Raw genomic sequence first — 20,413 nt, 5'->3', positions numbered from 1 at the left:
CGCAATGAACAGGCTTTTTTCAGGTCGTTCCGATATGCCTTTTGCACTGCTGCTTCTCGCGCCCAGCTTATTACTGCTGGGCGGTCTGGTGGCGTGGCCGATGCTGTCGAATATCGAAATCAGTTTTTTACGTCTGCCGCTCAATCCCAACATCGAGTCAACGTTTGTTGGGGTAAGCAACTACGTGCGTATTCTCTCCGATCCCGGCTTCTGGCACTCGCTGTGGATGACGGTCTGGTATACCACACTGGTGGTGGCGGGCAGCACCGTGCTCGGGCTGGCCGTGGCGATGTTTTTCAACCGCGAGTTCCGCCTGCGCAAAACCGCGCGTTCGCTGGTGCTCCTCTCCTACGTAACGCCGTCTATTTCGCTGGTGTTCGCCTGGAAATACATGTTCAACAACGGTTACGGCATTGTGAACTACCTCGGCGTCGATCTTCTGCATCTCTATGAGCAGGCACCGCTGTGGTTCGATAATCCGGGCAGTAGCTTTGTGCTGGTGGTGCTGTTCGCCATCTGGCGCTACTTCCCCTATGCCTTTATTTCGTTTCTGGCGATTTTGCAGACCATCGACAAATCGCTGTACGAAGCGGCAGAGATGGATGGCGCGAATGCCTGGCAGCGGTTTCGCATCGTCACGCTGCCCGCGATTATGCCGGTCCTGGCGACGGTGGTGACCCTGCGCACTATCTGGATGTTCTACATGTTCGCGGATGTTTATCTGCTGACGACCAAGGTCGATATTCTCGGTGTCTATCTCTACAAAACCGCCTTTGCCTTTAATGACTTAGGGAAAGCGGCGGCGATCTCGGTGGTGCTTTTCATCATTATTTTCGCTGTCATTCTGCTGACCAGGAAACGGGTGAACCTCAATGGCAACAAATAAACGCACACTCAGTCGAATCGGTTTTTACTGCGGGCTGGCGCTGTTTCTCATCATCACGCTGTTTCCATTTTTTGTGATGCTGATGACCTCGTTCAAGAGCGCAAAAGAGGCGATCTCGCTGCATCCTACGCTGCTGCCACAGCAGTGGACGCTGGAGCATTACGTCGACATTTTTAATCCGGTGATTTTCCCGTTTGTCGACTACTTCCGTAACAGCATGGTGGTGTCGGTGGTTTCATCCGTGGTGGCGGTATTTCTCGGCATTCTTGGGGCTTACGCGCTTTCCCGCCTGCGCTTTAAAGGGCGGATGACCATCAACGCCAGCTTTTACACGGTGTACATGTTCTCCGGCATTTTGCTGGTGGTGCCGCTGTTCAAAATCATCACCGCGCTTGGCATTTACGACACTGAGATGGCGCTGATCATCACCATGGTGACGCAAACTCTGCCTACCGCCGTGTTTATGCTGAAAAGCTACTTCGACACCATCCCCGATGAAATCGAAGAAGCGGCAATGATGGATGGCCTCAATCGTCTGCAAATTATCTTCCGTATCACCGTGCCGTTGGCGATGTCGGGGCTGATCTCCGTGTTCGTCTACTGCTTTATGGTGGCGTGGAACGACTATCTCTTTGCGTCGATTTTCCTCTCCAGCGCCAGCAATTTCACTTTACCGGTAGGCCTGAACGCGCTGTTCAGTACGCCAGATTACATCTGGGGACGGATGATGGCGGCCTCGCTGGTGACCGCATTGCCGGTGGTGATTATGTACGCGCTTTCTGAACGTTTTATTAAGAGTGGTTTGACCGCCGGTGGCGTGAAGGGATAAAGCGGCCAGTTTCTTTACAAGGAGTTTTACATGAAAAAGTTAGTAGCCACAGCACCGCGCGTTGCTGCGCTGGTTGAGTATGAAGATCGGGCGATTTCAGCCAATGAAGTGAAGATCCGCGTGCGATTCGGCGCGCCGAAACACGGGACGGAAGTGGTTGATTTCCGCGCCGCCAGCCCGTTTATTAATGACGACTTTAATGGCGAATGGCAGATGTTCACCCCGCGTCCGGCAGATGCGCCGCGCGGCATTGAGTTTGGCAAGTTCCAGCTTGGCAACATGGTGGTTGGCGACATTATCGAGTGCGGCAGCGACGTTAACGACTACGCGGTGGGCGACAGCGTATGCGGCTACGGCCCGCTCTCCGAGACGGTCATCATTAACGCAGTGAATAACTACAAGCTGCGCAAAATGCCGCAAGGCAGCTCCTGGAAAAACGCCGTCTGCTACGACCCGGCGCAGTTTGCCATGAGCGGCGTGCGCGATGCCAACGTACGCGTAGGGGATTTTGTCGTGGTGGTCGGGCTTGGCGCGATTGGTCAAATTGCCATTCAACTGGCAAAACGCGCTGGCGCGTCGGTGGTAATTGGCGTCGATCCTATTACCCGTCGTTGTGATATTGCCCGTCGCCACGGTGCGGATTTCTGTCTTAACCCCATTGGCGCTGACGTAGGTAAAGAGATCAAAACGCTGACCGGCAAGCAGGGTGCCGATGTGATTATCGAAACCAGCGGTTACGCCGACGCGCTGCAATCGGCGCTCCGCGGTCTGGCCTACGGCGGCACCATCTCCTATGTCGCGTTTGCCAAACCATTTGCTGAAGGTTTTAACCTCGGACGCGAAGCGCATTTCAATAACGCCAAAATTGTTTTCTCCCGTGCGTGCAGCGAGCCGAACCCGGATTATCCGCGCTGGAGCCGCAAACGTATCGAAGAAACCTGTTGGGAACTGCTGATGAACGGTTATCTCAATTGTGAAGATTTAATCGACCCGGTGGTGACCTTTGCCAATAGCCCGGAAAGTTACATGCAGTATGTCGACCAGCATCCGGAACAGAGCATCAAAATGGGCGTTACGTTTTAATTCAAAGGAATGAAAAAAATGAAAATCGGCACACAGAATCAGGCGTTCTTTCCGGAAAACATTCTGGAGAAATTTCGTTATATCAAAGAGATGGGTTTCGATGGTTTTGAGATCGACGGCAAACTGCTGGTCAACAATCTCGAAGAAGTCAAAGCAGCAATCAAAGAAACCGGTTTACCGGTGACCACCGCCTGTGGTGGCTATGACGGTTGGATTGGCGACTTTATCGAAGAGCGTCGACTTAATGGCTTAAAGCAGATCGAACGCATTCTTGAAGCGCTGGCAGAAGTGGGCGGTAAAGGTATCGTCGTTCCGGCTGCATGGGGCATGTTTACCTTCCGCTTACCGCCGATGACCTCGCCGCGTAGCCTGGACGGCGACCGCAAAATGGTGAGTGATTCCCTGCGCGTACTGGAACAGGCGGCCGCACGTACCGGAACCGTGGTGTACCTCGAACCGTTAAACCGCTATCAGGATCACATGATCAACACCCTCGCCGATGCTCGTCGTTACATCGTCGAAAACGATCTTAAACATGTACAGATTATCGGCGATTTCTATCACATGAATATCGAAGAAGATAACCTGGCGCAGGCGTTGCACGACAACCGCGACTTGCTCGGTCATGTGCATATTGCCGATAACCATCGTTACCAGCCGGGCAGCGGCACCCTCGATTTCCACGCGCTGTTTGAACAGCTGCGCGCCGATAACTATCAGGGTTATGTGGTGTATGAAGGGCGTATCCGGGCAGAAGATCCTGCCCAGGCGTACCGTGATTCTTTGGCCTGGGTGCGTACCTGCTAAGAGGTCTTTGTGAAAAGTGCAATGACAAGCTCTCCGCTGCGAGTCGCGATCATAGGCGCGGGCCAGGTGGCGGATAAAGTTCATGCTTCGTACTACTGCACCCGCAACGATCTGGAACTGGTGGCTGTCTGTGGCAGCCGCCTTTCCCAGGCGCAGGCGCTGGCAGAAAAATACGGGAATGCATCCGTGTGGGACGATCCGCAGGCCATGCTGCTGGCGGTGAAACCTGATGTGGTTAGCGTCTGCTCACCTAACCGTTTTCATTACGAACATACCCTGATGGCGCTGGAAGCGGGCTGCCATGTGATGTGCGAAAAACCGCCCGCCATGACGCCAGAACAGGCGCGGGAAATGTGCGATACCGCGCGCAAACAGGGCAAGGTGCTGGCCTACGACTTTCACCATCGTTTTGCACTCGATACGCAACAGCTGCGTGAACAGGTGACCAACGGCGTTTTGGGAGAGATTTACGTTACCACCGCCCGCGCCCTGCGTCGTTGCGGTGTTCCCGGCTGGGGTGTCTTTACTAATAAAGAATTGCAGGGCGGAGGCCCGCTGATCGACATCGGCATTCATATGCTGGATGCGGCGATGTATGTGCTGGGTTTTCCAGCGGTGAAAAGCGTGACTGCGCATAGCTTTCAAAAGATCGGCACGCAAAAGAGCTGCGGTCAATTTGGCGAGTGGGACCCGGCAACCTACAGCGTCGAAGATTCGCTGTTTGGCACCATTGAATTTCATAACGGCGGCATTCTGTGGCTGGAAACGTCATTTGCACTCAACATCCGCGAACAGTCGATTATGAACGTCAGCTTTTGTGGTGATAAAGCCGGGGCGACGCTGTTTCCGGCACATATCTACACCGATAACAACGGTGAATTAATGACGCTGATGCAACGGGAAATGGCAGACGACAACCGTCATCTGCGCAGTATGGAAGCCTTTATCAACCACGTACAAGGTAAGCCCGTGATGATAGCCGACGCCGAGCAGGGATACATCATCCAGCAACTGGTGGCGACGCTTTATCAATCCGCAGAAACAGGGACGCGTGTGGAATTATGATCAGGCCAGTAACGTTAACGGAACCCCATTTCAGCCAGCATACCCTGAACAAGTATGCTTCGCTGATGGCGCAGGGGAACGGCTATCTTGGGCTTCGCGCCAGCCATGAAGAAGATTACACGCGCCAGACCCGTGGGATGTATCTGGCAGGGCTTTATCATCGGGCGGGTAAAGGTGAAATCAACGAACTGGTGAACCTGCCTGATGTCGTGGGGATGGAGATTGCCATAAATGGTGAGATTTTCTCGTTATCCCGCGAAGCATGGCAGCGTGAGCTTAACTTTGCCAGTGGCGAATTACGCCGCAACGTTGTCTGGCGTACCAGCAACGGCGCAGGTTACACCATCACCAGCCGTCGCTTTGTTTCGGCAGACCAACTGCCGCTCATTGCGCTGGAAATCACTATTACGCCACTGGACGCCGACGCGTTAGTGCTGATTTCAACAGGCATTGACGCCACGCAAACCAACCACGGTCGCCAACATCTCGACGAAACCCAGGTGCGGGTATTTGGTCAGCATCTGATGCAGGGGATCTACACCACCCAGGATGGGCGCAGTGATGTGGCCATCAGCTGTTGCTGTAAGGTGAGCGGTGATGTGCAGCAATGCTATACCGCCAAAGAGCGCCGTTTACTGCAACATACCTGCGCGCAGCTTCACGCAGGTGAGACGCTGACGCTGCAAAAACGGGTGTGGATCGACTGGCGGGACGACAGACAAGCCGCTTTAGACGAATGGGGCAGTGCGTCGCTTCGTCAGCTTGAAATGTGCGCGCAGCAGAGTTACGACCAACTTCTTGCAGCATCAACAGAAAACTGGCGTCAATGGTGGCAGAAACGTCGTATCACGGTAAACGGCGGCGATGCGCACGATCAGCAAGCGTTAGATTATGCGCTTTATCACCTGCGCATCATGACGCCTGCCCACGATGAGCGCAGCAGCATTGCGGCGAAAGGTTTAACCGGCGAAGGCTACAAAGGCCACGTTTTCTGGGATACAGAAGTATTTTTGCTACCGTTCCATCTGTTTAGCGATCCGACGGTTGCCCGAAGTTTACTGCGTTATCGCTGGCACAACTTGCCTGGCGCGCAGGAGAAAGCGCGACGCAACGGCTGGCAGGGCGCTCTGTTTCCGTGGGAAAGCGCGCGTAGTGGCGAAGAAGAGACGCCGGAATTTGCCGCCATTAACATTCGTACCGGGTTGCGGCAAAAAGTGGCCTCTGCGCAGGCGGAACATCATCTGGTGGCCGATATCGCCTGGGCGGTTATTCAATACTGGCGGACCACGGGGGATGAAAGTTTCATTGCTCATGAAGGCATGGCGCTACTTCTGGAGACGGCAAAGTTCTGGATTAGCCGCGCGGTGAGGGTTAACGACCGTCTGGAAATTCATGATGTTATTGGGCCAGACGAATATACCGAACATGTCAATAATAACGCCTTCACCAGCTATATGGCGTATTACAACGTCCAGCAGGCGCTGAATATCGCTCGTCAGTTTGGCTGTAGCGACGACGCGTTTATTCATCGTGCAGAAATGTACCTCAAAGAACTGCTGCTGCCAGAAATTCAGCCCGACGGCGTTTTGCCGCAGGATGATTCGTTTATGGCTAAGCCGGTGATTAATCTGGCGAAATACAAAGCGGCGGCGGGGAAGCAAACCATTCTGCTGGATTATTCACGCGCAGAAGTGAACGAGATGCAGATCCTCAAACAAGCTGATGTGGTGATGCTCAATTACATGCTGCCGGAGCAGTTCTCAGCGGCATCGTGTCTTGCCAATCTGCAATTTTATGAACCGCGCACTATTCACGACTCGTCATTAAGTAAAGCAATCCACGGCATTGTTGCCGCACGCTGTGGCCTGCTGACCCAAAGTTATCAGTTCTGGCGCGAGGGGACTGAAATCGATCTTGGTGCTGATCCACATAGCTGTGATGACGGTATCCACGCTGCCGCAACTGGCGCTATCTGGCTGGGGGCGATTCAGGGTTTTGCCGGGGTGAGCGTGCGTGACGGTGAATTACATCTCAATCCGGCGTTACCTGAGCAGTGGCAACAGTTGTCTTTCCCTCTGTTCTGGCAGGGCTGCGAATTACAGGTCACTCTCGACGCGCAGCGTATTGCGATTCGAACTTCTGCGCCCGTTTCACTGCGCTTGAACGGTCAGCTTATATCTGTGGCTGAAGAATCTGTTTTCTGTTTGGGGGATTTTATTTTGCCCTTCAATGGGACCGCTACCACGCATCTGGAGGGTGAATGAAACTGCAGGGGGTAATTTTCGATCTGGATGGAGTAATCACAGATACCGCGCATCTGCATTTCCAGGCGTGGCAGCAGATTGCCGCTGAAATTGGCATCAGCATTGATGCGCAGTTTAACGAATTCCTAAAAGGGATCAGCCGCGATGAGTCCCTGCGGCGAATTCTGCAGCACGGGGGTAAAGAGGGCGATTTTAACCCACAGGAACGGGCGCAACTGGCGTATCGCAAAAATCTGCTTTACGTCCACTCACTGCGCGAACTGACGGTTAATGCTGTGCTGCCTGGCATTCACAATTTGCTGGTAGATCTCCGAGCACAGCAGATTCCGGTTGGGCTGGCTTCTGTCTCCCTGAATGCGCCGACGATTTTAGCAGCGCTGGAGCTGCGCGAGTTTTTCACCTTCTGCGCGGACGCTTCCCAACTCAAAAATTCGAAACCGGACCCGGAAATCTTTCTCGCCGCCTGTGCAGGGCTGGGCGTGCCGCCACAGGCATGTATCGGCATTGAAGATGCGCAGGCGGGCATTGAAGCCATTAACGCCAGCGGTATGCGCTCGGTGGGGATCGGCGCGGGCTTAACCGGGGCGCAATTATTGTTGCCCTCAACGGACTCCCTGACCTGGCCGCGGTTATCGGCCTTCTGGCAAAACGTATAGCAAAGGAATCAACATGGCACAGCTTTCGTTACAACATATTCAAAAGATCTACGATAACCAGGTGCATGTGGTGAAGGACTTCAACCTGGAGATTGCCGATAAAGAGTTCATCGTGTTTGTCGGTCCGTCGGGCTGCGGTAAATCGACCACCCTGCGTATGATTGCCGGGCTTGAGGAGATCAGCGGCGGTGATCTGTTGATCGACGGCAAACGAATGAATGACGTTCCAGCCAAAGCACGCAATATCGCGATGGTGTTCCAGAACTACGCGCTGTATCCGCATATGACGGTCTACGACAACATGGCGTTTGGCCTGAAGATGCAAAAAATCGCCAGAGAGGTGATTGATGAGCGGGTGAACTGGGCGGCGCAAATTCTCGGCCTGCGTGAGTACCTGAAACGCAAGCCGGGCGCGCTTTCCGGCGGGCAACGTCAGCGAGTGGCGCTTGGGCGGGCGATTGTGCGCGAAGCGGGCGTGTTTTTAATGGATGAGCCGCTCTCTAACCTGGATGCCAAGCTGCGCGTGCAAATGCGCGCAGAGATCAGCAAGCTGCATCAGAAACTGAACACCACCATGATCTACGTGACCCACGATCAGACCGAAGCGATGACCATGGCGACGCGGATTGTCATTATGAAGGATGGGATTGTTCAGCAGGTCGGTGCGCCGAAAACGGTTTATAACCAACCTGCGAATATGTTTGTTGCCGGATTTATTGGATCACCAGCGATGAATTTTATTCGCGGCACGATCGATGGCAATAAATTCGTTACGGAAACGCTTAAATTAACCATACCCGAAGAGAAATTAGCGGTTCTGAAAACACAGGAAAGTTTGCATAAGCCCATCGTAATGGGAATACGCCCGGAAGATATTCATCCGGACGCGCAAGAGGAAAATAACATTTCCGCCAAAATTAGCGTGGCGGAATTAACCGGTGCGGAATTTATGCTCTACACCACGGTTGGGGGGCACGAGTTAGTGGTCCGTGCTGGTGCGTTAAATGATTATCATGCAGGAGAAAATATCACTATTCATTTTGATATGACTAAATGTCATTTCTTTGATGCAGAAACGGAAATAGCAATTTGCTAAATACAGGGGGAAGGCATTCTCCCAGGATAATACAAGGAACAATAATGAAAAAGTTATTACTCTGTACCGCACTGGTGATGTGTGCGGGAATGGCCTGCGCACAGGCCGAGGAAAAGAACGACTGGCACTTTAATATCGGCGCGATGTACGAAATAGAAAACGTCGAAGGTTATGGCGAAGATATGGATGGGCTGGCGGAGCCTTCTGTCTATTTTAATGCCGCCAACGGGCCGTGGAGAATTTCTCTGGCCTATTATCAGGAAGGGCCGGTAGATTATAGCGCGGGTAAACGTGGAACGTGGTTTGATCGCCCGGAGCTGGAGGTACATTATCAGTTCCTCGAAAGCGATGATTTCAGTTTCGGTCTGACTGGTGGTTTCCGTAATTATGGTTATCACTACGTTGATGAACCGGGTAAAGACACGGCGAATATGCAGCGCTGGAAAATTGCGCCAGACTGGGATGTGAAACTGACTGACGATTTACGTTTCAACGGTTGGCTGTCGATGTATAAATTTGCCAACGATTTGAACACGACCGGTTACGCTGATACCCGTGTCGAAACGGAAACGGGTCTGCAATATACCTTCAACGAAACGGTTGCCTTGCGAGTGAACTATTATCTCGAGCGCGGTTTCAATATGGATGATAGCCGCAATAACGGTGAGTTTTCCACGCAAGAAATTCGCGCCTATTTGCTGCTGACGCTCGGCAACCACTCGGTGACGCCGTATACGCGCATTGGGCTGGATCGCTGGAGTAACTGGGACTGGCAGGATGATATTGAACGTGAAGGCCATGATTTTAACCGTGTGGGTTTATTTTACGGTTATGATTTCCAGAATGGTCTTTCCGTTTCGCTGGAATACGCGTTTGAGTGGCAGGATCACGACGAAGGCGACAGCGATAAATTCCATTATGCGGGTGTTGGGGTGAATTACTCGTTCTGATAATGTGCTAAATTGCCGGATGCGGGGCGAGCGCCAAATCCGGCATACATTTATTTCAACGACATATGCGTAGCAACGGTAATATTTTGTGGTGACGGTTTTCCGGCAATTAGCTGGAATAATAACTCGCAGCTTTGTTGACCTAACTCCTGCGTCGGAACATCGATGCCGCCTGGTGCAGGCGTTAATATAAACGACAGCGTTTCATTACTATAACCCACCACCGCTAACTGCTGCGGAATAGCAATGTTTTTCTCTGCCGCCGCACGATAAATACTCATTAATTTCAGGCTGTCAGTAGCAAACACTGCCTCAGGCAACGGTGACTGGCTTAATAATTCCCGTGCTGCTTTTAATGCTGTCTCATGGGTATAACCGCCGTCAACAATCCATTCATCACGCACTGCAATATTATGCGTAGCCAGGCTTTGCTTATAACCATTTACCCGATCCACTGAAACATGAACATCAAGCGGCGCATGCAGGCATGCAATATTCTTATGCCCGCTTTCAATTAACGCATCGGTTAGCGCAATACTGTCGCCATAATTATCGGTATCGACGGAATAAACATGGCTGTATTGACCTTCAACTTTACCGATCACCACCACCGGGATCTCGTATTTGTCGAGTTGTGCAAAGAAGGATTCATCGGCAGGCGAACTTAGCATAATAATGCCTTTAATCATTTTCTGCTTAATTTTGCTTTCGCATTTTTGCAGATCTTCTGCTGGATTGTGCGACGTTTGTAATATCACGTCGAAACCTTCTTCTTCCGCTTTGGCGGTGATGGCATGCAAAACTTCAGAGAAAAACGGATTACCCGCCGTAGTTTTGGTCGAACGGGTAGAAATCACCATAATGGCATCAAAACCCGAAGAGGTCAGCGCGCGGGCCAGCTTGTTTGGTTGATACTGTAATTCTTCAATGGCCCGTAACACTTTTTCGCGCGCTTCCGGGGAGATATTGGTTTGCTTATTCAGCACGCGTGATACGGTGGATTTTGATACGCCTGCAACCCTGGCAATATCATAAATAGTAGGGGACATAGGTCAGGAACTCCGTCCGAACGTGAATGCTGCACATCTTATGGAGTTCGCCCGTCGATGACAACACGGGTAGTTGATAATCAATGGCCTGGCCCCCACATTCATATTCTTACGAACGATTTTTTTTCTGGTCTTCAGAGCAGCACAGGACAGCAATGAAGCGACTTAAAAATGAACTCAATGCGCTGGTGAATCGGGGTGTCGACAGACATCTGCGCCTCGCTGTAACCGGACTTAGCCGCAGCGGCAAAACAGCGTTTATCACCGCGATGGTTAATCAGTTGCTCAATATTCATGCCGGAGCACGTTTGCCGCTTTTAAGTGCGGTGCGTGAAGAGCGCCTGCTGGGCGTAAAACGCATTCCTCAGCGTGACTTTGGCATTCCGCGCTTCACCTATGATGAAGGACTGGCGCAGTTATATGGCGATCCTCCCGCCTGGCCGACGCCAACGCGCGGCGTCAGCGAAATTCGCCTGGCGCTACGCTATAAATCGAACGATTCGCTGCTGCGCCACTTTAAGGACACCTCCACGCTGTATCTGGAGATTGTGGATTACCCCGGCGAATGGTTGCTCGACCTGCCGATGCTGGCGCAGGACTATTTAAGCTGGTCGCGCCAGATGACGGGCTTACTCAATGGTCAGCGCGGCGAATGGTCGGCGAAATGGCGAATGATGTGCGAAGGGCTGGACCCGCTAGCGCCTGCCGACGAAAACCGACTGGCAGACATTGCCGCCGCGTGGACCGATTATCTCCACCACTGCAAACAGCAGGGGCTGCACTTTATTCAGCCAGGACGCTTTGTTTTGCCTGGCGATATGGCAGGAGCGCCCGCGCTGCAATTCTTCCCATGGCCAGATGTCGATGCCTGGGGCGAGTCCAAACTGGCGCAGGCCGATAAGCACACCAATGCCGGAATGTTGCGCGAGCGTTTTAATTATTACTGCGAGAAAGTGGTGAAGGGGTTCTATAAGAATCACTTCCTGCGTTTTGACCGCCAGATTGTGCTGGTGGACTGCCTGCAACCGCTCAACAGTGGACCACAGGCATTTAATGATATGCGTCTGGCGCTGACGCAGCTGATGCAAAGTTTCCACTACGGGCAGCGTACCCTGTTCCGGCGTTTGTTTTCGCCGGTTATCGATAAGCTATTGTTTGCTGCCACTAAAGCGGACCATGTGACCATCGATCAGCACGCCAATATGGTTTCATTGCTGCAACAACTGATTCAGGATGCCTGGCAAAATGCGGCGTTCGAAGGGATCAGTATGGACTGCCTGGGGCTGGCGTCTGTTCAGGCGACCACCGGCGGAATTATTGATGTTAACGGTGAGAAAATCCCGGCGCTGCGCGGTAATCGACTCAGCGATGGCGCACCGCTCACTGTTTATCCTGGCGAAGTTCCCGCACGTTTGCCAGGTCAGGCGTTCTGGGATAAGCAAGGCTTCCAGTTTGAGGCGTTTCGTCCGCAGGTGATGGATGTCGACAAACCGCTACCGCATATTCGTCTTGATGCTGCGCTGGAATTTTTAATAGGAGATAAATTGCGATGACCGAACCGTTAAAACCACGTATTGATTTCGACGGTCCACTGGAGGTCGATCAGAATCCAAAATTCAGGGCGCAGCAGACCTTTGACGAAAATCAGGCGCAAAATTTTGCCCCAGCCACGCTCGATGAAGCGCAGGAAGAAGAGGGGCAAGTTGAAGCGGTGATGGACGCAGCGTTACGTCCGAAACGCAGCCTGTGGCGCAAAATGGTGATGGGCGGGCTGGCTCTGTTTGGCGCAAGCGTTGTCGGGCAGGGCGTGCAGTGGACAATGAACGCCTGGCAAACCCAGGACTGGGTGGCGCTGGGTGGATGTGCCGCTGGGGCATTGATTATCGGCGCTGGCGTAGGTTCTGTGGTAACAGAGTGGCGGCGCTTATGGCGCTTGCGACAGCGCGCCCATGAACGCGACGAAGCGCGCGATTTGTTGCACAGTCACGGCACGGGTAAAGGCCGTGCATTCTGCGAAAAACTGGCGCAGCAGGCGGGCATCGATCAGTCACATCCGGCGCTGCAGCGCTGGTATGCCTCAATCCATGAAACGCAGAACGATCGTGAAGTGGTCAGCCTGTATGCTCACCTGGTCCAGCCAGTTTTAGATGCCCAGGCGCGGCGCGAAATCAGCCGCTCAGCGGCGGAATCAACGTTAATGATTGCCGTTAGCCCACTGGCGCTGGTGGATATGGCGTTTATCGCCTGGCGCAATCTGCGTTTGATTAATCGCATCGCCACGCTGTATGGCATTGAACTGGGATATTACAGCCGTTTGCGCCTGTTTAAGCTGGTATTGCTGAATATTGCTTTTGCCGGAGCCAGCGAACTGGTGCGCGAAGTGGGGATGGACTGGATGTCGCAAGATCTCGCTGCGCGTTTGTCTACCCGCGCAGCTCAGGGGATTGGTGCTGGACTTCTGACGGCACGACTGGGGATTAAAGCTATGGAGCTTTGCCGCCCGCTGCCGTGGATTGACGATGACAAACCTCGCCTCGGGGATTTCCGTCGTCAGCTTATCGGTCAGGTGAAAGAAACTCTGCAAAAAGGCAAAACGCCCAGCGAAAAATAATGCAATATCGGGTGCTGACCGGATATCTTTACGCCGAAGTGCCCGTTTTTCCGTCTTTGTGTCAATGATTGTTGACAGAAACCTTCCTGCTATCCAAATAGTGTCATATCATCATATTAATTGTTCTTTTTTCAGGTGAAGGTTCCCATGCGTCTGGAAGTCTTTTGTGAAGACCGACTCGGTCTGACCCGCGAATTACTCGATCTACTCGTGCTAAGAGGCATTGATTTACGCGGTATTGAGATTGACCCCATTGGGCGAATCTACCTCAATTTTGCTGAACTGGAGTTTGAGAGTTTCAGCACTCTGATGGCCGAAATACGCCGTATTGCAGGTGTTACCGATGTGCGTACTGTCCCGTGGATGCCTTCCGAACGTGAGCATCTGGCGTTGAGCGCGTTACTGGAGGCGTTGCCTGAACCTGTGCTCTCTGTCGATATGAAAAGCAAAGTGGATATGGCGAACCCGGCGAGCTGTCAGCTTTTTGGGCAAAAATTGGATCGCCTGCGCAACCATACCGCCGCGCAATTGATTAACGGCTTTAATTTTTTACGCTGGCTGGAAAGCGAACCGCAAGATTCGCATAACGAGCATGTCGTTATTAATGGGCAGAATTTCCTGATGGAGATTACGCCTGTTTATCTTCAGGATGAAAATGATCAACACGTCCTGACCGGTGCGGTGGTGATGCTGCGATCAACGATTCGTATGGGCCGTCAGTTGCAAAATGTCGCCGCCCAGGATGTCAGCGCCTTCAGTCAAATTGTCGCTGTCAGCCCGAAAATGAAGCATGTTGTCGAACAGGCGCAGAAACTGGCGATGCTAAGCGCGCCGCTGCTGATTACGGGTGATACCGGCACCGGAAAAGATCTCTTTGCGTATGCCTGTCATCAGGCAAGCCCCAGAGCGAGCAAACCTTACCTGGCGCTGAACTGTGCGTCTATACCGGAAGATGCGGTCGAGAGTGAACTGTTTGGTCATGCTCCGGAAGGGAAGAAAGGGTTCTTTGAGCAGGCGAACGGTGGTTCGGTGCTGTTGGATGAAATAGGTGAGATGTCACCACGGATGCAGGCGAAATTACTGCGTTTCCTTAATGATGGCACCTTCCGTCGGGTTGGCGAAGACCATGAGGTGCATGTCGATGTGCGGGTGATTTGTGCTACGCAGAAGAATCTGGTCGAACTGGTGCAAAAAGGCGTGTTCCGTGAAGATCTCTATTATCGTCTGAACGTGTTGACGCTCAATCTGCCGCCGCTACGTGACTGTCCGCAGGACATCATGCCGTTAACCGAGTTGTTCGTCGCCCGCTTTGCCGACGAGCAGGGCGTGCCGCGTCCGAAACTGGCCGCTGATCTGAATACTGTACTTACGCGTTATGCGTGGCCGGGAAATGTGCGGCAGTTAAAGAACGCTATCTATCGCGCACTGACACAACTGGACGGTTATGAGCTGCGTCCACAGGATATTTTGTTGCCGGATTATGACGCCGCAACGGTAGCCGTGGGCGAAGATGCGATGGAAGGTTCGCTGGACGAAATCACCAGCCGTTTTGAACGCTCGGTATTAACCCAGCTTTATCGCAATTATCCCAGCACGCGCAAACTGGCAAAACGTCTCGGCGTTTCACATACCGCGATTGCCAATAAGTTGCGGGAATATGGTCTGAGTCAGAAGAAGAACGAAGAGTAAGCGTGAATATGCCTGATGGTGCAACACCATCAGGCATATTAACTTATGCTTTCAGTACAGCCAGAGCTGCTTCGTAATCCGGCTCGGTGGTGATTTCATCCACCAGCTGGCTGAAAATCACATTGTCATTTTCATCAATAACCACAACGGCACGCGCTGCCAGACCTTTCAGTGGGCCATCAGCAATTGCCACACCGTAGGCTTGCAGGAATTCAGCGTTACGGAAAGTGGAGAGGGTGATAACGTTGTTCAGACCTTCTGCGCCGCAGAAACGAGACTGGGCGAACGGCAGATCGGCAGAGATACACAGCACAACGGTGTTGTCGATCTCGGTTGCCAGTTGGTTAAACTTACGTACTGATGCGGCGCAAACACCGGTATCAATACTCGGGAAAATGTTCAGCACTTTGCGTTTACCCGCAAACTGACCGAGGGTGACGTCAGACAGATCTTTTGCCACGAGAGTAAAAGTCTGCGCTTTGCTACCCGCCTGCGGGATGGAATTGGCGACTGTAACCGGGTTGCCCTGGAAATGAACGGTTTGTGACATGATTATCTTTCCTGTTTACATATAGTTAACGTCACACCTAGTTTATGCTAACTGTCAATAACACAGCAAACGCTATTTGCGCTTAATCCGCAGACCACCGCGACAACAAGGAGTAAAGATGAGAACCGTTAAGGTATTTGAGGAGGCCTGGCCCTTACATACCCCGTTTGTGATTGCTCGGGGAAGTCGCAGTGAAGTGCGCGTGGTGGTGGTTGAACTGGAAGAAGAAGGTATTAAAGGCACCGGCGAATGCACGCCGTATCCGCGTTATGGGGAAAGTGATGCCTCGGTAATGGCGCAAATTATGAGCGTCGTGCCGCAATTAGAGAAAGGGCTGACACGGGAGGAGTTGCAAAAAATCCTCCCTGCCGGCGCAGCACGTAATGCGCTGGATTGTGCATTGTGGGATCTGGCGGCGCGAAAACAGCAGCAATCGCTGGCTGATTTGATCGGCATAACGCTTCCCGAGACAGTCACCACGGCACAGACGATAGTCATCGGTACGCCTGATCAGATGGCCAATAGTGCATCAACACTCTGGCAGGCAGGCGCGAAATTACTGAAAGTGAAGCTGGATAACCATCTTATCAGTGAGCGGATGGTGGCAATTCGCACAGCTGTGCCCGATGCGACGCTGATCGTTGATGCAAATGAATCCTGGCGTGCAGAAGGGTTGGCGGCGCGTTGCCAGCTATTGGCAGATTTAGGCGTTGCGATGCTTGAACAACCGCTTCCTGCGCAGGACGATGCGGCGCTGGAGAATTTTATTCATCCGTTACCGATTTGTGCTGATGAAAGTTGTCATACTCGTAGCAATCTGAAGGCGCTGAAAGGGCGCTATGAGATGGTTAACATTAAGCTTGATAAAACCGGTGGTCTGACGGAAGCGCTGGCGCTGGCGACTGAAGCGCGTGCACAAGGTTTTCGTCTGATGCTGGGCTGCATGTTGTGTACCTCTCGGGCCATTAGCGCCGCTTTACCGCTGGTGCCGCAGGTCAGTTTCGCCGATCTTGACGGACCGACCTGGCTGGCGGTAGATGTGGAACCGGCGCTTCAGTTCACGACGGGCGAATTGCATCTTTAGGATGCCAGCGCAGCAAGTTTGCCATCGCAAAGAGATATTTTTCGCTGGCTTCGTCGGAGGAGATGGGTGGAAACTCTGCGGTGATGCAATGCAAGTTGAGATCTGCACACCAACTGCCGAAAGAGCCAGGCGTTTCATAACCGACGCTGGTTACCAGAGGCAATTCAAACGCCTGGGCCAGCCATTCACCTAATTCGCTGTGTCTGGGATCTTCAATACAGGCCAGCGGATCGTGGAATGAGACCACCTAGGCAGGTTGAATGCGGTGTATAAGTTGGCACAGCGCCTGGGTTTCAGGTTCGGAGCCAGGTTTGTCACCTGTCAGTAAAACGACATCACGTTCTTCAGCGGCGCTGTTCCAGCGATAAACTGTTTCACCTTCCTTCCAGTTCGCTGCCGGAAAGTTTCGGTTTAAATCCACACCATTAGCATTGGCCCGTAACCCTAACTGGCAGCCGTCAGGATTCACACACAGCACCACATGATGGCGGCGCAAAGACGGTGTCAAAGTCCGCAGAGCACAGGAGAGCGTGACGATCGAAGAGTTTTCATCACCGTGAGTGCCAGCCAGAATCAAACCACTTTCGTGACTGGCGGCTGGGGCCGGAAACCAGATTAACGGCGCGCCCAATAATGAACGTCCGTAATGTTCTGTTCCGGGCGGAAATGCGCCGCGTTCGGCGCGTGGGCGAGTTACGGTCATGATCGTCTCTGGTTCAGGAAGTATTACAGGCAGTGTTGTGCAAATTTTGCGGATTATCAAATCCTTTTCTTCAACGCTATGCCATCGATCTTGTATCACTTTTTTGCCGGAAGTTGTTTGTATTTTCATTGATGTGCAGATATTAGAATTGTCGTAATGTTATATACATGGCGTATTTTATTCTTACTGGTTCTACACATGTTAATCGCATCTGATTGATCAGTTCACCTTAATAAGTTTAATAAATCGTACTGCACATAGTACAGTACGATGGTAGCTATATAATTGATTTACATGAAGAAGGGCTTATCACCATCAGTCCCGGGTTGATTGATGCCTATATTCTCACCAATGTGTTTCTCAGGTTTATTGATGATATCTGTGATTAATGCTGCGACACTCTTACGTGATACGATCGTACCTTTGAATGGTTCATTGCGTGAGGTAAGCTCATAATCAATAATATCTTCATCAGTCAGCCAGGCAGGGCGAAGAATTGTATATTCCAGTCCAGAAGCCTCAATTGCATCCGCAGCCCTGCGGAATGGTTTTAGGGGTTCACCAATAACTGCATTATTCCATTCGCCAAATTTTCCTGGAACTTCATTATAAATACCGAGGGAAAGAACAAAGATCAGACGTTTAACATCACAGGCTTTCATCGCAGCGATCACTGAATTTGCCTGAATATCTAAATCTTCCCCCGTAAGGTTGGCATACACAACATCCTGTCCCTGCATGGCCTGCTTCAGTGCTGCATGATTCAGTACATCCCCCATAATAATCTTGCTATTAGTTGGATAGGGTTTGTGGATTTTTGCTGGCTGACGGGCAAATAAAGTTTGTTTAATGGTTTGTTTATCTGCCAGTTGATTAATCACATGGCGGGCTATCTGACCGCCAGCACCAAGAATCAGTACATTTTTCATGAAACTTTTCCCAGATTATTGGCAGCAATATGCCAGGCCATATCACTATTACGGATTTGAATATGTTTCATTACAGAGTTTCCTCAAAGAACGGAGCTAATACTGAAATTGCTTCAGCCACATAGACTTTGCCATCATAAAGATCCATATGGTTTGCGCCTTCAACAATGTGATAGCGTTTATCCTGGCTTGATGCTCGATCGTACAGGTCGTCACTCATCCATTTGCTCCCAGCCTGGCTGCCCGCCACAATCTGTATCGGCTGAGTCAGGTACACTTCCGCCATATGGTAAGCATCATAGGTAATAATCTGGTTAAGGCTGCGCAAAGTAGCGTAACCCGGTGCTGTTGGATACTGCGCGCGAGGGGTGTGGTAATACTCCCAGGCCTGACGCAGTTCTTCGTTCGGCGCATCGGACTCCTTCATTGGTGCCAGTGGCATAGTGGCGTATTCTCCGCTGCTAATATCGCTGGTTCGGGCGTTTGAACCCGCGTCAACGTATGGTAGGGCATCAATAGATTTCACATTGTTTTCCCAACCATTACGGAACATCGAACCAATATTGACCGCACTAACAGTACCGATGGCCTTGATGCGGCGATCCTGAATTGCAGCATTGGCTGTATATCCTGCTCCGGCACAAATTCCCATCGCACCAATTCGGGTATTGTCGACATAAGAAAGCGTTGTCAGGTAATCAATCACGGCACTGACGTCTTCAGTACGAATGTATGGGTTTTCTAACTGACGCGGCTCGCCGCCGCTTTCACCTTGATAAGATGCGTCATAAGCAATAGTGACAAATCCCTTTTCCGCCAGTTTTTCGGCATAGGTTCCGGCCGTTTGCTCTTTAACGCCCCCACCTGGGTGAGATACCACAATTGCCGGATACTGACGGGTTTCATCAAATTTTGGAGGGAAATAGATCACTGCAGACAAAGAGATGGTTGGATTATTGCTGTTAGTGACGCTGACTTTATTATTCATCATTCCGTTCCTCATGGAGTTGTCGGTTCGTTTTAACGGTTGGTGATATCACTATAGATATTGATCATTAAGTTGATTAGACCCAAAATCATGATTAGACCTATCATTTAAATGATTAATAGATTGTATGGAGATACTGAATGAAGCGTGAAGAAATCGCTGATCTGATGGCGTTTGTCGTCGTTGCAGAGGAGCGTAGCTTCACTCGCGCAGCAGCCCGCCTGAGCATGGCGCAGTCAGCTTTAAGCCAGATAGTGCGCCGTATAGAAGAACGATTGGGATTGCGGCTTCTGACGCGAACCACGCGCAGCGTTGTACCCACTGAAGCGGGCGAGCATCTTTTGTCTGTTCTTGGCCCTATGTTGCATGACATAGATTCTGCCCTGACATCCCTGAGCGATCTGCAGAACCGCCCATCCGGGACAATACGTATTACTACTGTAGAACATGCAGCAAAAACGATATTGTTACCAGCTATGCGCACATTCCTGAAATCGCATCCTGAAATTGATATTCAGCTTACCATTGATTATGGTTTGACCGATGTCGTTTCTGAACGTTTTGATGCAGGCGTCCGTCTGGGTGGGGAGATGGATAAAGATATGATCGCCATTCGAATCGGGCCAGACATACCAATGGCTATTGTTGGCTCACCGGATTATTTTTCTCGTCGAAGTGCTCCAACGTCAGTGTCACAATTAATAGATCATCAGGCAATTAATTTGTATCTTCCCACATCGGGTACAGCAAATCGCTGGAGATTAATACGCGGTGGACGTGAAGTTCGTGTTCGCATGGAAGGTCAGCTTTTACTGAATACGATAGACCTGATCATTGATGCTGCAATTGATGGGCATGGATTGGCGTATCTACCTTATGATCAGGTTGAGCGGGCTATTAAAGAAAAAAAACTGATACGTGTTTTGGATAAATTCACACCAGATTTACCCGGTTATCACCTGTACTATCCACACCGTCGACATGCTGGCTCGGCATTCTCATTATTTATAGATAGGCTGAAGTATAAAGGTGCTGTTTAGCACTACTTGCTGATACATTAATTTAATTCTTCTCTTAACGTATTCTCAGTTCCTTTCAACGTTTTGGTTATTTTTTATTCTTCGCACAATGGCGACAGATGCTGATTATGATACCGAAAACGGGTTTGAACGTG

At 51.4% G+C, this 20,413-nt stretch carries 18 protein-coding genes and 1 pseudogene; 14 read left to right on the top strand and 5 right to left on the bottom strand.

The features are described 5' to 3' along the window. Positions 1-4: 4 nt before the first annotated feature. The 9 genes from HBM92_RS12840 to ompG are packed head-to-tail and all read left to right on the top strand — an operon-like array spanning position 5 to position 9,636. Positions 5-886: a carbohydrate ABC transporter permease gene (locus HBM92_RS12840; RefSeq protein WP_001080774.1), complete on the top strand. Its 882-nt coding sequence runs from the start codon at positions 5-7 to the stop codon at positions 884-886. Beyond that, a complete protein-coding gene (locus HBM92_RS12835; protein ID WP_000224675.1) occupies positions 873-1,715 on the top strand; it encodes a carbohydrate ABC transporter permease in 843 nt (280 codons plus the stop codon). Before HBM92_RS12840 ends, HBM92_RS12835 begins: the two co-directional genes overlap by 14 nt. Positions 1,716-1,745: 30 nt before the next feature. Then, the gene (locus HBM92_RS12830) at positions 1,746-2,798 is read left to right on the top strand and encodes a zinc-dependent alcohol dehydrogenase (protein ID WP_000737369.1); all 1,053 of its coding nucleotides are present in this window, start codon (positions 1,746-1,748) and stop codon (positions 2,796-2,798) included. Between the two features lie 18 nt (positions 2,799-2,816). After that, positions 2,817-3,605, top strand: a complete 789-nt coding sequence (locus HBM92_RS12825) for a sugar phosphate isomerase/epimerase family protein (protein ID WP_001441954.1) — start codon at positions 2,817-2,819, stop codon at positions 3,603-3,605. 9 nt (positions 3,606-3,614) lie between these two features. Beyond that, entirely contained in the window at positions 3,615-4,670 is a 1,056-nt protein-coding gene (locus HBM92_RS12820; protein ID WP_000833590.1) for a Gfo/Idh/MocA family protein, read from the top strand. After that, positions 4,667-6,934 (top strand): kojibiose phosphorylase, encoded by a 2,268-nt coding sequence (gene ycjT / locus HBM92_RS12815; protein ID WP_000620931.1) that lies wholly within the window; start codon positions 4,667-4,669, stop codon positions 6,932-6,934. The genes HBM92_RS12820 and ycjT overlap by 4 nt, the downstream gene beginning before the upstream one ends. After that, complete coding sequence (gene pgmB / locus HBM92_RS12810) at positions 6,931-7,590, top strand: beta-phosphoglucomutase (protein WP_000775772.1); 660 nt, start codon at positions 6,931-6,933, stop codon at positions 7,588-7,590. Before ycjT ends, pgmB begins: the two co-directional genes overlap by 4 nt. Before the next feature lie 13 nt (positions 7,591-7,603). Then, on the top strand, positions 7,604-8,686 hold the full coding sequence (locus tag HBM92_RS12805) for an ABC transporter ATP-binding protein (RefSeq protein ID WP_000057992.1): 1,083 nt from the start codon (positions 7,604-7,606) through the stop codon (positions 8,684-8,686). A 44-nt stretch (positions 8,687-8,730) separates the two neighbouring features. Continuing rightward, complete coding sequence (ompG, locus tag HBM92_RS12800) at positions 8,731-9,636, top strand: monomeric porin OmpG (protein WP_001304408.1); 906 nt, start codon at positions 8,731-8,733, stop codon at positions 9,634-9,636. Positions 9,637-9,686: 50 nt separating this feature from the next. On the opposite strand, the gene HBM92_RS12795 is transcribed toward ompG, so the two are convergent. Continuing rightward, entirely contained in the window at positions 9,687-10,685 is a 999-nt protein-coding gene (locus HBM92_RS12795) for a LacI family DNA-binding transcriptional regulator (protein ID WP_000075386.1), read from the bottom strand. A gap of 155 nt (positions 10,686-10,840) precedes the next feature. Between HBM92_RS12795 and HBM92_RS12790 the strand changes: the two genes are divergently transcribed. The 3 genes from HBM92_RS12790 (at position 10,841) to tyrR (ending at position 14,985) form a co-directional block, all read left to right on the top strand. Then, positions 10,841-12,238, top strand: a complete 1,398-nt coding sequence (locus HBM92_RS12790) for a YcjX family protein (RefSeq protein WP_001304407.1) — start codon at positions 10,841-10,843, stop codon at positions 12,236-12,238. Next, the gene (locus HBM92_RS12785; RefSeq protein ID WP_000138728.1) at positions 12,235-13,296 is read left to right on the top strand and encodes a YcjF family protein; all 1,062 of its coding nucleotides are present in this window, start codon (positions 12,235-12,237) and stop codon (positions 13,294-13,296) included. The genes HBM92_RS12790 and HBM92_RS12785 overlap by 4 nt, the downstream gene beginning before the upstream one ends. A 147-nt stretch (positions 13,297-13,443) precedes the next feature. After that, positions 13,444-14,985, top strand: coding sequence for a transcriptional regulator TyrR (tyrR, locus tag HBM92_RS12780; RefSeq protein WP_001304406.1), 1,542 nt, complete (start codon positions 13,444-13,446; stop codon positions 14,983-14,985). A gap of 43 nt (positions 14,986-15,028) precedes the next feature. Here the strand turns inward: tyrR and tpx are convergent, their stop codons facing one another. Then, on the bottom strand, positions 15,029-15,535 hold the full coding sequence (gene tpx, locus HBM92_RS12775) for a thiol peroxidase (RefSeq protein WP_000084387.1): 507 nt from the start codon (positions 15,533-15,535) through the stop codon (positions 15,029-15,031). A 118-nt stretch (positions 15,536-15,653) separates the two neighbouring features. Here tpx and ycjG point away from each other — a divergent pair, with 118 nt between their 5' ends. Continuing rightward, positions 15,654-16,619 carry an L-Ala-D/L-Glu epimerase gene (ycjG, locus tag HBM92_RS12770; RefSeq protein WP_001304405.1) on the top strand — a complete coding sequence of 322 codons (966 nt, stop codon included), beginning with the start codon at positions 15,654-15,656 and terminating at the stop codon, positions 16,617-16,619. Here ycjG and mpaA read toward each other — a convergent pair. The 3 genes and pseudogenes from mpaA to HBM92_RS12750 form a co-directional block, all read right to left on the bottom strand. Beyond that, positions 16,594-17,322 (bottom strand): annotated as a pseudogene (mpaA, locus tag HBM92_RS12765) (murein tripeptide amidase MpaA). The gene ycjG and the pseudogene mpaA sit on opposite strands and share 26 nt — an antisense overlap. Before the next feature lie 290 nt (positions 17,323-17,612). Continuing rightward, complete coding sequence (locus HBM92_RS12760; RefSeq protein WP_000800178.1) at positions 17,613-18,251, bottom strand: SDR family oxidoreductase; 639 nt, start codon at positions 18,249-18,251, stop codon at positions 17,613-17,615. Between the two features lie 70 nt (positions 18,252-18,321). Further along, positions 18,322-19,242, bottom strand: coding sequence for an alpha/beta hydrolase (locus tag HBM92_RS12750; protein ID WP_001529058.1), 921 nt, complete (start codon positions 19,240-19,242; stop codon positions 18,322-18,324). Positions 19,243-19,379: 137 nt separating this feature from the next. On the opposite strand from HBM92_RS12750, the gene pgrR reads away from it, so the two are divergent. Further along, positions 19,380-20,279, top strand: coding sequence for a DNA-binding transcriptional regulator PgrR (gene pgrR / locus HBM92_RS12745; protein WP_000817700.1), 900 nt, complete (start codon positions 19,380-19,382; stop codon positions 20,277-20,279). Positions 20,280-20,413 lie beyond the last annotated feature (134 nt).

The sequence above is a fragment of the Escherichia sp. E.sYA108 genome (assembly GCF_011754335.1).
In the GTDB taxonomy this organism is placed as follows: domain Bacteria; phylum Pseudomonadota; class Gammaproteobacteria; order Enterobacterales; family Enterobacteriaceae; genus Escherichia; species Escherichia coli.
This window is presented reverse-complemented; position numbering and strand designations above follow the sequence as displayed.